This window comes from Porticoccus sp. (assembly GCA_023261185.1).
GTDB classification, from domain to species: Bacteria; Pseudomonadota; Gammaproteobacteria; order Pseudomonadales; family Porticoccaceae; genus Porticoccus; species Porticoccus litoralis.
Map to the genome: position 1 here is coordinate 1 of JALRJN010000001.1, position 12,684 is coordinate 12,684.

Annotated in this window: 16 protein-coding genes and 1 pseudogene; 12 read left to right on the top strand and 5 right to left on the bottom strand. The window is 53.1% G+C overall.

Translation table 11 applies throughout. The features are described from left to right. Together ACYZYZ_RS00005 and nirD are read left to right on the top strand one after the other, a co-directional pair. Nucleotides 1–637 (top strand): annotated as a pseudogene (locus ACYZYZ_RS00005) (nitrite reductase (NAD(P)H)); the annotation flags it as partial. A gap of 12 nt (nt 638–649) precedes the next feature. Further along, nucleotides 650–1,003: a nitrite reductase small subunit NirD gene (gene nirD, locus ACYZYZ_RS00010; RefSeq protein ID WP_305169900.1), complete on the top strand. Its 354-nt coding sequence runs from the start codon at nt 650–652 to the stop codon at nt 1,001–1,003. Nucleotides 1,004–1,245: 242 nt separating this feature from the next. Here the strand turns inward: nirD and cyaY are convergent, their stop codons facing one another. Further along, nucleotides 1,246–1,566, bottom strand: coding sequence for an iron donor protein CyaY (gene cyaY, locus ACYZYZ_RS00015; protein WP_305169899.1), 321 nt, complete (start codon nt 1,564–1,566; stop codon nt 1,246–1,248). A 119-nt stretch (nt 1,567–1,685) separates the two neighbouring features. Between cyaY and lptM the strand changes: the two genes are divergently transcribed. The 7 genes from lptM (at nt 1,686) to ACYZYZ_RS00050 (ending at nt 7,012) form a co-directional block, all read left to right on the top strand. Further along, nucleotides 1,686–1,838, top strand: a complete 153-nt coding sequence (gene lptM, locus ACYZYZ_RS00020; RefSeq protein ID WP_305169898.1) for an LPS translocon maturation chaperone LptM — start codon at nt 1,686–1,688, stop codon at nt 1,836–1,838. Nucleotides 1,839–1,858: 20 nt separating this feature from the next. Next, nucleotides 1,859–3,109 (top strand): diaminopimelate decarboxylase, encoded by a 1,251-nt coding sequence (gene lysA / locus ACYZYZ_RS00025; protein WP_305169897.1) that lies wholly within the window; start codon nt 1,859–1,861, stop codon nt 3,107–3,109. 56 nt (nt 3,110–3,165) lie between these two features. Next, nucleotides 3,166–3,996 (top strand): diaminopimelate epimerase, encoded by an 831-nt coding sequence (dapF, locus tag ACYZYZ_RS00030; protein WP_305170153.1) that lies wholly within the window; start codon nt 3,166–3,168, stop codon nt 3,994–3,996. Further along, nucleotides 3,993–4,688, top strand: coding sequence for a DUF484 family protein (locus ACYZYZ_RS00035; protein WP_305169896.1), 696 nt, complete (start codon nt 3,993–3,995; stop codon nt 4,686–4,688). Before dapF ends, ACYZYZ_RS00035 begins: the two co-directional genes overlap by 4 nt. A 17-nt stretch (nt 4,689–4,705) precedes the next feature. Further along, nucleotides 4,706–5,620: a tyrosine recombinase XerC gene (gene xerC / locus ACYZYZ_RS00040; RefSeq protein ID WP_305169895.1), complete on the top strand. Its 915-nt coding sequence runs from the start codon at nt 4,706–4,708 to the stop codon at nt 5,618–5,620. Nucleotides 5,621–5,734: 114 nt separating this feature from the next. Further along, a complete protein-coding gene (locus tag ACYZYZ_RS00045; protein WP_305169894.1) occupies nt 5,735–6,445 on the top strand; it encodes an SIMPL domain-containing protein in 711 nt (236 codons plus the stop codon). A gap of 15 nt (nt 6,446–6,460) precedes the next feature. Further along, on the top strand, nt 6,461–7,012 hold the full coding sequence (locus ACYZYZ_RS00050; protein WP_305169893.1) for a 2-thiouracil desulfurase family protein: 552 nt from the start codon (nt 6,461–6,463) through the stop codon (nt 7,010–7,012). Nucleotides 7,013–7,026: 14 nt separating this feature from the next. Here ACYZYZ_RS00050 and glnK read toward each other — a convergent pair whose 3' ends face one another. From glnK to ACYZYZ_RS00070, 4 genes are all read right to left on the bottom strand, one after another. After that, nucleotides 7,027–7,365 carry a P-II family nitrogen regulator gene (gene glnK / locus ACYZYZ_RS00055; protein WP_305169892.1) on the bottom strand — a complete coding sequence of 113 codons (339 nt, stop codon included), beginning with the start codon at nt 7,363–7,365 and terminating at the stop codon, nt 7,027–7,029. Between the two features lie 171 nt (nt 7,366–7,536). Further along, on the bottom strand, nt 7,537–8,793 hold the full coding sequence (locus ACYZYZ_RS00060; RefSeq protein ID WP_305169891.1) for an ammonium transporter: 1,257 nt from the start codon (nt 8,791–8,793) through the stop codon (nt 7,537–7,539). Between the two features lie 20 nt (nt 8,794–8,813). Continuing rightward, nucleotides 8,814–9,152 carry a P-II family nitrogen regulator gene (locus ACYZYZ_RS00065; RefSeq protein ID WP_305169890.1) on the bottom strand — a complete coding sequence of 113 codons (339 nt, stop codon included), beginning with the start codon at nt 9,150–9,152 and terminating at the stop codon, nt 8,814–8,816. A gap of 58 nt (nt 9,153–9,210) precedes the next feature. After that, nucleotides 9,211–10,149, bottom strand: coding sequence for a TorF family putative porin (locus tag ACYZYZ_RS00070; protein WP_305169889.1), 939 nt, complete (start codon nt 10,147–10,149; stop codon nt 9,211–9,213). A 148-nt stretch (nt 10,150–10,297) separates the two neighbouring features. Between ACYZYZ_RS00070 and ACYZYZ_RS00075 the strand changes: the two genes are divergently transcribed. From ACYZYZ_RS00075 to ACYZYZ_RS00085, 3 genes are all read left to right on the top strand, one after another. Further along, nucleotides 10,298–10,555, top strand: coding sequence for an accessory factor UbiK family protein (locus tag ACYZYZ_RS00075; protein WP_305169888.1), 258 nt, complete (start codon nt 10,298–10,300; stop codon nt 10,553–10,555). Between the two features lie 75 nt (nt 10,556–10,630). Beyond that, entirely contained in the window at nt 10,631–12,124 is a 1,494-nt protein-coding gene (locus ACYZYZ_RS00080) for a YifB family Mg chelatase-like AAA ATPase (protein WP_461482819.1), read from the top strand. A gap of 92 nt (nt 12,125–12,216) precedes the next feature. Beyond that, a partial coding sequence (locus tag ACYZYZ_RS00085) for a poly-beta-hydroxybutyrate polymerase N-terminal domain-containing protein (protein WP_461482820.1) occupies nt 12,217–12,684 on the top strand: 468 nt, incomplete at its 3' end.

The following is a 12,684-nucleotide window of genomic DNA, read 5'->3' on the forward strand; positions in this document are numbered from 1 at the left end:
GCGCACTGTGAAATCCTGTGTCGGCAGCACCTGGTGCCGCTACGGCGTACAGGACAGTGTCGGTATGGCGATCTACGTTGAGGATCGTTACAAAGGGCTGCGCTCTCCCCAGAAGCTGAAATCCGCGGTTTCCGGCTGTACCCGGGAATGTGCGGAAGCACAGTCCAAGGATTTTGGCGTGATCGCCACCGAGCATGGCTGAAATCTTTACCTGTGCGGCAACGGCGGCATGAAGCCCCGCCACGCCGACCTGTTCGCCACTGATCTGGATGACGAAACCCTGATCAAATACATCGACCGCTTCCTGATGTTTTACGTACGCACCGCCGACCGGCTGCAGCGCACCTCGGTGTGGCTGGATAACCTGGAGGGCGGTCTCGACTACCTGAAGGAAGTTGTTATCGAAGACAAGCTGGGCATCTGTGCCGAGTTAGAAGAACAAATGAACAGCATCGTCGGCACTTACCAGTGCGAGTGGAAAACCACCATTGAGGACCCGGAAAAACTGAAGCGCTTCCGCCAGTTCGTCAACGTCCCGGACGCAAAAGACGAAACCGTCGTGTTTGTTGAGGAGCGCGGTCAGGTCCGCCCCGCCAACGAAGACGAACTCCAGAACATCATCGCCAAGTCAGCGTAGGAGGAATTGCTGATGAACACTGCAGAAAACAGACTCTCTGAAAACGCGCTGGTGATATGCCAGCACGAGGACCTGATTCCCAACTCCGGTATCTGCGCACTGGTGAACGGCCAACAGGTCGCCATTTTTTACCTGCCGGAAGAAGAGCCGCAGGTCTACGCCATCGGCAATTGGGACCCTATCGGCAAGGCGAACGTGCTGTCACGGGGAATTGTCGGCGATGTCCAGGGGCGAATCGTGGTCGCCTCGCCACTCTACAAACAACATTTTGACCTCACCACCGGCGAGTGCCTGGAAAACGAAGACACGCCTGTGCCGGTTTTTCCTGTTGAATTGATCGATGGGCAGGTAATCCTTAGGGGATGATCCCGGTATAACAACAACTGAACCGAGAAAGTGCCACGCCAGTTGGATGCAAGTACCGGAAGCCCATTGTCATTACGGCAAAAAAGTGAAGGAGTGGAAATACACCACCTGTAACCACTGATCTACCGGCTGCTACATGGAGATTGGCCTTAACGAGGAAGACAAAATTGTGACCTGGCGGGGCATGCAGGTGCCGGCCTGAACCCTGCTTTCCCGGCCAAAGCTGATGCCGTGGATCTGTCCTAGAAGTTCAGTTCCACCGCCTCGCCAGCCTGCTCACTGCAGACACGACTTAGCAATTCTGGCAGGGTCTCGCCGGTTGTGGAGCACTGCCATGAAACACCATCGAAGTTGAAATGATAACCGCCGGACTTTGCCGCCACCCAGATCTGCGACATGGCCGGCTGACGGGAAATAATAACCTTTGAATCGTCGGCCTCGATGGTCAACGTCATAACTCCGGCAGAGGTTTCATAATCAATATCGACACCACAATTATCGAGCGACTCTTCGATCAACAGCATCAGATCATCGGCCAGGTCGCTGAACTCTGTTTCATTCACGATGAAAACAACTCCGAGATAGCATAGAAAAGTGATTCCCAGAGTATACGCGATTGAGTGCAACCAACTACAGCCGGTATACTCGCGGGCTTGTCATCATTCAAATTACGGGTTTTTCCATGCAACAATTTTTTGCATTGGTGCTGTTGGTAGCGCTGTCTCTCATTGGTCTGACTGGATGCGGTAACAAGGGGCCTCTGTATCTGCCGCCCGAACCGGTTGAGGAAATTCCCGCTGAGGTGGAAACACCTACAGATACCGAACCATCCTGATTGCCAACAAGACATCTAACATGACTCATTTCTCCTACCGTGACGGCGAACTGTTTGCCGAAAAGGTATCGTTGACTGCTATTGCCGAACGCTATGGCACGCCAACTTATGTCTACAGCCGTGCCGCGCTCACGGAACACTTCAGGGCCTACAGCGAAGCCCTGAACGATTACCCGCATCTTGTCTGTTATGCCGTCAAAGCCAATTCCAATATTGGGGTACTGAATATTCTGGCCAGGCTTGGCGCCGGTTTTGACATCGTCTCCGTTGGAGAACTGGAGCGAGTACTGGCTGCTGGTGGTGATGCTAGTAAAGTCATTTTTTCCGGTGTCGGGAAATTACCCCATGAAATGGCGCGCGCTCTGGAAGCTGGTATTCACTGCTTTAATGTCGAATCCGAGGCAGAACTTGAAGTGCTGAATGAAGTGGCAGGTGAATGTGGCACCGTTGCCAATATCTCACTTAGAGTGAATCCTGATGTGGATGCCAAAACCCACCCCTATATATCCACCGGGTTGAAAGAAAATAAATTTGGTATCGATATTCATCGAGCACCCGATGTCTACTCACGGGCCAGCGAGCTGCCCAACATCAATATCGTCGGAGTCGACTGCCATATCGGTTCGCAGTTGACTGACACCTCACCCTTTATTGATGCGTTGCAACGGGTGCTGGCATTGGTTGATGAGCTCTCAGCCAGAGGCATTGCATTGCAACATCTGGATCTGGGCGGTGGGCTGGGCGTTCGTTACCAGAACGAGCAACCCCCTCACCCTGCAGAATATATTGCTGCCTTGCGCCGGGAGCTGGGCGATCGTGACCTGACACTGGTGCTGGAACCGGGCCGTTCCATTGCCGCCAATGCCGGCGTGCTCCTCACCCGGGTGCAGTATTTAAAACCGGGGGATGAAAAGAATTTTGCCATCGTCGATGCCGCCATGAACGACATGATACGACCAGCTCTGTATCAGGCCTGGTTGAGCATTGATCCCGTGATCCCGAGGGAAGAAGGGAACTCACGACACTGGGACATCGTCGGCCCGGTTTGCGAAACCGGGGATTTCCTCGGCAAGGATCGGGCGCTGGCCATTGAACCCAACGACCTGCTCTGTGTCGGCTCTTCGGGTGCCTACGGGTTTACCATGAGTTCGAATTACAACAGCCGGGGTCGTGCCGCCGAAATCATGGTGGATGGCGATCAGGCTTATGAAGTACGCCAACGGGAGAGTCTTGCGGATTTGATTCGCGGCGAAACCATTCTTCCTGTATAAACGACAAGGACTGTCAGGCAGGCAAAATGAACACTCGGCGACACAATCAAAACGGCATGCTATTACGTTTTACTAAAATGCATGGACTGGGTAACGACTTCGTTGTGATCGATGGCGTTTCCCAGGGTGTCACTATGACCCCTGAGCTGGCACGCAAGCTGGGTGATCGGCGCTTTGGCATTGGCTGTGATCAGATCCTGCTGGTGGAGCCACCCACAACCCATGACGTAGATTTCCGCTACCGTATTTTCAATCAGGACGGCAGCGAGGTGGAACAGTGCGGCAACGGCGCACGCTGTTTCGCCAAATTTGTTCGCGATCGCCACCTCACCGGTAAAAGCGATATTCGGGTGGAAACGGCTTCAGGTATCATCACCCTGCATGTTCGCCGCAACAATCTGATTGAGGTGAATATGGGAGTGCCGGTTCTGGAGCCAGAGAAAATACCGTTTCTGGCCGATCACAGGCAAACCCGCTACCCCATTGAAGTGCTTGGACAACAATTGCTGGTCGGTGCCGTTTCCATGGGTAACCCCCACGTGGTGCTCAACGTGGAAAGTACAGCGACAGCACCGGTAGACACACTGGGCCCGGCGCTCGAAGGTCACGCCCTATTCCCCAACCGGGTCAATGTCGGTTTCATGGAAGTACTCAATCGCCATGAAATCAACCTGCGTGTCTACGAACGCGGCGCTGGGGAAACCCTGGCCTGCGGCACCGGTGCCTGCGCAGCAGCGGTAGCCGGTCAGTTGCAAGACCTGATAGACTCAACGGTAACCGTAAACCTGCCGGGAGGGAGCCTGGAAGTGAGCTGGTCCGGCGAAGGAGAGCCGGTCATCATGACAGGAAGCGCCACCACGGTGTTTCACGGGCGGATAAGAATATGACAACAGAACAACAAGCGCCGGCAATGGCCGATCTGGATACCGAACAGGTCAAAGCCTATCTGCAGCAGCACCCCGATTTTTTTGAAGACCATCCCGAACTACTGGAAATGATCAGTCTTCCCCACGAAAGTGGAGCGGCGGTTTCCCTGGTGGAACGTCAGATTGCAGTACTGCGTGAACGCAATCTGGAAATGCGGCAACGTCTGAATGGCATGCTCGACTCCGCCAAGGTCAATGACAAGCTGTTTGAAAAGACGAAGCGCCTGATTCTCACCCTGCTGGAAGCCGGCGACCGGCAAGCCGTGCTCGAGGCGGTTTCTACGAGTCTGGCCAGTGATTTCCAGGTCGAATTCCACAGTGTTCTGCTATTTGCAGATCAGGCCCAGGGGCTGCCATCCCCCCACACGCGGATTGTCAGCCACGAAGATGCCAAATCCCAGATTGGTACGCTGCTGCGCAACAGCCGCATCATCTGCGGGGTTTTGGGTACTGATGAACTGTCTTTCCTGTTTGGCGATGCCGCCGGCGATGTGGGATCCGTTGCAGCAGTGCCACTCATACAGGGTAGCCCTTTTGGCTTCCTCGCTATCGCCCACAGTGATCCCAACTACTATCGCAGCAGCATGGGCACACTGTTTCTCAGTTATATTGCCGAGGTCCTGAGCCGGGTCATTCCCCGGCTGGATCGCTAAAGGCTGAGTACGACTCCATGGGCAGCACACTTCCTGAGCAGCTGGCCCGGTTTGAAGAACACCTGCGTAGCGAGCGCCGACTGTCACCCTATACCGTGCAGAGCTATGGCCGCGATCTGCAAAAACTTGCTGACTGGTGTCAGCGGCAGCAACTGTCCGATCTGTCCCGACTGAATAGCCAGCATATCCGCCTCTGCCTCTCCGAACTCCACCGCCAGGGTCTCGGTGGGCGCAGCCTGCAGAGGTGGCTGTCATCATTGCGAACTTTTTTTAACTACGCACTGAAACAACAATGGGTCAAAACCAACCCCTGTGCCGGCCTTAACGCACCCAAATCGCCAAAAAAACTGCCTCGAACACTGGATGTTGATCAAGCCAACCAATTTGTCAGCACACCAGGTGATAGCTGGATAGACTGCCGGGACCACGCCATCATCGAGCTGTTCTACTCCTCTGGATTGCGTCTTTCCGAACTGATTTCTCTGAACCTGGTGGATATCGACTTCGCTGACCAGGTAGTCAGGGTCACCGGTAAAGGAAGTAAAACCAGACAGGTGCCCATTGGAAGCCACGCCATCAAGGCATTGCGGCAGTGGCTGAAACGCCGCCAGGAAAATCAGTCAGATGCGGATCAGGAAGCAGTTTTCATCTCAGCCCGCGGCAAACGCATTGCACCGCGCACAGTGCAGGAGCGCCTGCGCTTGATCAGTTTACAGCAGGGCATGCAGGGCAAGGTTCACCCTCACATGCTGCGCCACTCATTTGCCAGCCATCTGCTCGAGTCCAGCGGAGACCTCCGCGCCATCCAGGAACTACTGGGACATGCCAATTTGTCCACCACTCAGATCTATACCCATCTGGATTTCCAACACCTCTCGAAAATTTACGATCAGGCCCATCCCCGCGCTAAACGCAAAAGCGATCCGGAGTAAACGGTTCTCTTTTGCCTTTATTGTTTACATGGCAATTTAAGTAATTTTTACAAAACTTTTTCAACGCTGGGGACTCTAACCGTAGTTGCTTTGCACCCCTACACGGAGTACCTCGTGCGCCAATTACTGATTATTACCCTGGCTCTTTTTTCAATATCCTGTCTTGCCGATGATGATAACCGCCGCCTTATCTCTACTAATGGATACGGCGAAATCAAGGCCAGTGCCGATACGGCCATTATCGATCTGAGCATTCGCGCAACCCGCAAATCCGGACAGGATGCCAAGCAGGAAGTGGATGATCGCTTCAACAATTTTCTCGACCAACTGCAATCCATGTCCATTGATCGCAAGGATGTCATTGCCTCAACATTGCGCGTCTATCCCCGCTACGAACACAGCAACGGTAGCCGTCATTTCAGTGGCTATGAAGCCATCAGAACCCTGTCTGTCACCCTGCACAAGCTTGACCAACTGACCCACGTGATGGATCAAGCTTTGGCGCAAAAGCTGGAAGGCATCGATAACATTCGCTATGAGAGCAGCCTTGCGGAGGAATACCGCATGAAGGCACACCAGCAGGCGATTGAGGATTCAAAACTGAAAGCCGCCGCCCTGGCAAAAGCCTACGGCGCAGAACTGGGGCCTATCGTGCGCATTGATTACCACCGCAATACGCCCATGTATGCGTCAAAAATGCAGGATGGTATGGAGTCGGCACAGATGTTGCGCGCCGCATCATCCAGACCCGGTACTTATCTGCCGGATGAGCTGACCTACAGCGACAATATCCAGGTGGTCTTTGACCTGATCATTAACCCATAACAATAAAGTATTACCATGACCGATCTCTCTGCCATACATATGACCCCACACCGTGAGTACCAACCCAAAGTGGGTATCAGTGCCTGCCTGGCAGGCCATGCGGTGCGCTACGATGCCGGACACAAATATCACGATCTGATTATGCGAGAACTTGGACCATGGCTTGACCTACAGGTTTTCTGCCCTGAAGCTGATGCCGGGCTAGGAATACCAAGACCGCCCATCAGGCTGGTGGAAACATCGGAGGGGGCGATCTCCGCAATTGGCGTGGAAACACCTGAACTGGATGTCACATCAGCGCTTAAAGAGGGGACAAAAGGGTTTGCCTTAAAACAGGCACAGGAATTGTGTGCTTATATCGTCAAGTCCCGCTCACCCAGTTGCGGTTCAGGGTCAACGCCCGTTCACGATGAGACTGGATCAATAAGCCGGGACGGTGATGGCCTTCTGGTCAGCGACCTGAAAAAGGCCTGCCCCGGACTATTGATTATTGAAGAATCTGATCTGGATTCTGTAGAGAAGTGCCGGGCGTTCCTTGAAGAATGCTATGCATTGAGTGAACGTTAAGCTCCGGCAACTACTTAAACCGCGTCACTGCCGGTTTCACCGGTACGGATACGGATTACCTGCTCAAGCTCTGAAATAAAGATTTTGCCATCACCGATCTTGCCGGTCTGGGCAGATTTGGTGATCGCGTCCACCACAGTTTCTGCATGGCCATCTTCTACAGCAATTTCCAACTTAACCTTGGGTAGAAAATCCACAACATATTCTGCGCCGCGATACAGTTCTGTATGGCCTTTCTGGCGGCCAAAACCTTTTACTTCGGTAACTGTAATACCCTGGATACCCACCTCGGCCAGCGCCTCACGGACATCATCCAGTTTAAAGGGTTTAACAATGGCGGTAATAAGCTTCATAGGAGTTTACCTTGCTCTCTTTTCGTTGTTATTGGGATAGCGGAAAAAGATACACCTTCCTTTTGAAAATTGCACCTTTTGGGAACGTCACTAACAGGTTGTGGAGGTCTCTTACAGGCAAAAAAACAGGGGATTGACCATGCGGCCAACCCCCTGCAACCGAGAACAGGCTTACTTACCGCTTCCAGCGAACTCAGGATAGGCTTCAATGCCACATTCAGACATATCCACACCTTCGTACTCTTCCTGCTCACCAACACGGATACCCATGGTGGCTTTGATGATCGCCCAGACAATCAGGCTGGTCACAAAAGTCCAGACAAAGATCACACCGATACCGGTCAACTGACCAATCAGCGTGGCGTCTTCATTGCCTGACAAGCAAACCGCGAGGAGGCCCCAGATACCGACAACACCGTGTACGGAGATAGCACCAACCGGGTCATCGATTTTCATCTTGTCCATAGTGATAACAGCGAAGACAACTATCACACCGCCAACAGCACCGATAACTGTTGCACCGATACCACCCCAGTTCAGAGGTTCAGCAGTGATCGCAACCAGACCAGCCAATGCGCCGTTCACAGCCATGGTCAAATCCGCCTTGCCAAACACCAGGTGAGCCACAATCAGAGCAGCAATCAAGCCGCCACACGCCGCAGCGTTGGTGTTGACGAATACGTCAGCAACCGCGTTAGCTTCACCGATATCAGAAACTTTCAGCTCCGAACCGCCGTTGAAACCGAACCAGCCCATCCACAGAATGAACATACCGATAGCAGCCAGAGGCATATTGGCACCAGGAATCGCATTGATACGACCGTCAGCAGTGTATTTACCCTTACGAGGTCCAAGCAGCAGTACGCCAGCAAGTGCTGCGGCCGCACCACACATATGAACTACACCGGAACCGGCGAAATCCTGGAAGCCCGCAGCGTCAAGGAAGCCACCGCCCCATTTCCACATACCCTGCATTGGGTAGATGAAGCCAGTCATCACAACGGCAAAGGCCAGGAATGCCCACAGCTTCATCCGCTCAGCAACTGCACCAGATACGATAGACATGGCCGTTGCCACAAATACTACCTGGAAGAAGAAATCTGAAGCACCGGAGTAATAGGTATCACCGTTGCTGGCAAGCACTTCTTCTGCTGTAGCATTAGCAATAGCGTTACCAAACCAGGCATCAGGCAGAATGCCACCTTCACTGCCTCCGTACATGATGGTGTAACCCATCAGCAGGTACATGGTACAGGCGATCGCAAACAGCGCGACATTCTTGGTTAGAATTTCAGTGGTGTTTTTGGCGCGAACCAGGCCCGCTTCCAGCATGGCAAAACCTGCTGCCATCCACATCACTAGTACACCGGATATCAGAAAGTAAAACGTATCCAGCGCGTATTTGACTTCAATTATCTCAGGACTCATTGTTGTAGTCTCCCGTCTCGTTAAACCGCTTCGGCACCGGTTTCACCGGTACGGATTCGAATTACGTCTTGCAAATCCGAAATGAATATTTTGCCATCGCCAATCTTGCCGGTCTGGGCAGCCGTGGTAATCGCCTCGATGGCGCTATCGACCATTTCATCCGCAAGGGCCAGTTCCAGTTTTACCTTGGGCAGAAAGTCCACAACATATTCGGCACCGCGATAGAGTTCTGTGTGCCCTTTCTGACGACCAAAGCCTTTGACTTCTGTGACGGTCACGCCCTGCACGCCGATGGCAGCCAGTGCTTCACGCACATCATCGAGCTTGAAGGGCTTGACTACTGCTGTAATCATTTTCATCGCATTGCTCCTTAGGAAAAAACGGCACCCTGCCTGCTGACAGGGTGCCGACGGTCAATTACATGCTTTTGCTGACAGAGAAAACAACAGAGCTGTCACACCAGTCAGTGCCCCAGCATTCATCATCGTCCAGAGAGGTATCGACCCAGCTCAGCGCGAAATCAAGACCAACATAAGACTTGCTCAGAGTAATAGAGAAATCGGTGTAGCTGTCTTCGCCATCGCCCAAGAACGCTTCAGAAGCATCTTCTGCATCACTGTCATCAGAATCGAATTCGAAATCGTTGTAACCGATGTGGAAACCCAGGCCAACACCAGCGGGCAGTTCGAAGCCATAATCAGCATACACGTAGTAGAACTCACCTGTTTCCCACCAGTAATCATCGGAGTATGCAAAACCGACTGTCAGGTCACTGAAGGACAGGCTCGCGTAGAACTCTTGATAGTCCAGGTCACGGTTACCGAAACCGGCATCTACAGCATTAGAAGTCGGGTAATCGTAGTAGATGTAGCCAACGTCATAGCTGAGGCTATCAGTTAAATCACCAGCAAAACCTGCGTAGTAATCCAGCTCCATGCTCGCATCTGCATAATCAGATCCGTCATTGGTATCGAAATCAACTGTTGAAGACCAGATCCCTGCGTAGAAGCCGCTCTCAAAGCCCACATCAAAACCGCCTTGAATAGCAGGGGCAGTATCTGATTGAGAAATACCACGGAACTTATAGTCGGTGGTCAAAGTAACGTTAGCGGAAGTTTCAAAAGCCTGTGCAACATTGGCAGCCAAAGGCATGGTCAGCGCAATAGAGGTTGCAATCAGTGATTTTTTAAAAGTGTTCATATGCTTCTCCAAAAATATAAACAACAGCAAATAATTAAATAAATTCAGTGGTGCGATAGGATTTAAGGTCGCACGCCAAGGGTTAATGCATTTGGCGTGCCAACAATCTACCGCCCGAAAAGACACTAAAATCAGCAGAAAAAACTTTTTCTGCACACATGTGGTGCATTAATTTTGTAATCGGGCACAGAGAAGCACCAAAATAACGCGATATCTGTTTTCGCAAGCTTTTCCGTATCCCATCCTGTACAGCCTCGACAAAGCCACTAAAATAGGCAGCACTTATCACCATGGAATAAACGTTGTGAAGCCAGACCAGTTACTCCATCAGTTCCTGCAGCAGTTAAATGCCGTGATATCCCCGGGCGCAGACGTACTGGGGAAGGAAGCTCAGCAGAAAATCAAGGCGGCGGCACAGGCCACATTTGACAAACTGGACCTGGTGACCAGGGACGAGTTTGATGCCCAGCGCGCTGTGCTCGCGCGTAGTCGCGAAAAAATTGAACAGATGGAAAAACTGCTGGCTGAGCTGGAAGCGCGCCTGGAAAATCAGCAAAACTAACCCGTCATCGTCCGGCGAAGGAGAAAATCGCAGGCTATGACGCACCGCTAGAGAGCACTACCAAGGAGGGTAGTCATGGCACTGGCCATTGTTCACAGCCGGGCAAAAATCGGCGTTGATGCACCATCAGTTACCATTGAGGTCCACCTGTCCAACGGTTTACCCGGGCTGACCATTGTCGGTATGCCCGAGACCGCAGTGAGGGAAAGCAAGGACCGTGTCCGCAGCGCCCTTTTGAACTCCCACTTTGAATTTCCAGCCCGACGCATCACGATCAATCTGGCACCTGCCGACCTCCCCAAGGAAGGTGGGCGCTTTGATCTCGCCATAGCTTTAGGCATTCTCGCAGCCTCAGAACAATTGCCAGCAGAGCAACTCGCTGACACTGAGGTCATTGGCGAACTGGCGCTTTCCGGCGAACTGCGCTCTATTGACGGAGTGCTGCCCACCGCCCTTGCCTGCGCCAGAGCCGGAAAAAGCCTGATCGCACCCATAGGCAATGCCAGCGAGGCAGCACTCAGCAAGAATACGGTTGTCTACGGTGCTCAACATTTACTGGAGGTTTGTGCGCACCTCAACGGCAAGCAACCTCTAGTACCCAGTACGACGAGCATCCCGGGATCAATCGACGTTCCTGCAGGGGATATCAGCGATATTGTCGGCCAGCATCAGGCCAAACGCGCTCTGGAAATTGCTGCAGCCGGTGGACACAACCTGCTATTTAAGGGCCCACCGGGTACCGGTAAAACCATGCTGGCTTCACGCCTGCCCAGCATCCTGCCACCGCTCTCGGCAGACGAGCTGCTGGAAGTTGCAGCCATCCACTCTGTGGCCGGCCTGGGACTTCGCAGTGCTCTGTCACAACCCCCCTTTCGCTCACCCCACCACACGGCCTCGGCTACCGCGCTGGTTGGAGGTGGCAGTGTGCCCAGGCCAGGGGAAATTTCTCTGGCCCATCACGGCGTTCTGTTCCTGGACGAACTTCCGGAATTTCCCCGCAAAGTGCTGGAAGTACTGCGTGAGCCCCTGGAGTCGGGGGAAATCATGATCTCCAGAGTACAGGCGCAAACCCGCTACCCTGCCAGATTTCAACTGGTTGCCGCCATGAATCCCTGCCCCTGTGGTTATCAGGGAAGCGAACGCTGTCGCTGCACCCCGGACCAGGTGCGCCGTTACCGGGAAAAAATTTCCGAACCATTACTGGACCGCGTAGACCTTCAGGTAGATGTGCCGGCCCTGCCTAGCAAGGAGCTCATGCAGGGCAACCCGGAAAGTGAACGCAGTGACGTGGTGAGACAACGGGTCACACTGGCCAGAGACAAACAGAGGCAACGAAACAATGTGCTTAACAGCCAACTGAGCAGTCAGCAGCTCCAGCGGTACTGTCCATTGCAAGCTGATCAAAAACAGTTGCTCCAACGGGCCAGCGAGCGAATGGATCTTTCCGCACGAGCCATCCATCGCGTCCTGAAAGTGGCCAGAACTATTGCCGACCTGGAATCGAGCGAAACCATAGAGGTCACTCACCTCAGTGAAGCACTTAGCTACCGCTACAAATTCAGTCATTGATTTCTACCACGTCACAGTGGCAATCTTGATGACATTGCCACGAAAATGACACGTGGCCAGTGGTAAAGTCCACACAAACTGAGGATCAATACGTGGCCGAAAAACCGGACAGAACCATCTCCAAGGTGATCGATGAGCTTGACAACCTGATCGCTGAAATACCCCGCCTGAACGATGACATCGTTAACAAAGTTGATACCCGCCTCCGCGCCATCATCGGCAAAAGCGCCAAGGGACTATCGCCCATACAGATGATCCTCGCCTATACGGACTGGCTGGCACACCTGTCCATCTCCCCGGCGCGCCGGGTACAGCTTTTACAGAGCTTCGCGGAAAAAGTGCTGTATCTGACCACATCAACTGCACGTCAGCTGGCGGAACGTTCCGAGGAACCCCTGCCCCGCTCTTCCTCCCTGTTCAAACATGAGCTGTGGAAGAAATTACCCTTCAACATGATGGCCAGGAGTCACGGCCTGGTAATGGAATGGTTGCGGGAAGCCGATACCGAAGTGCCCGGCATGGATCGACTCAATGTCGAGCTGGTCAATTTCATGAACGAG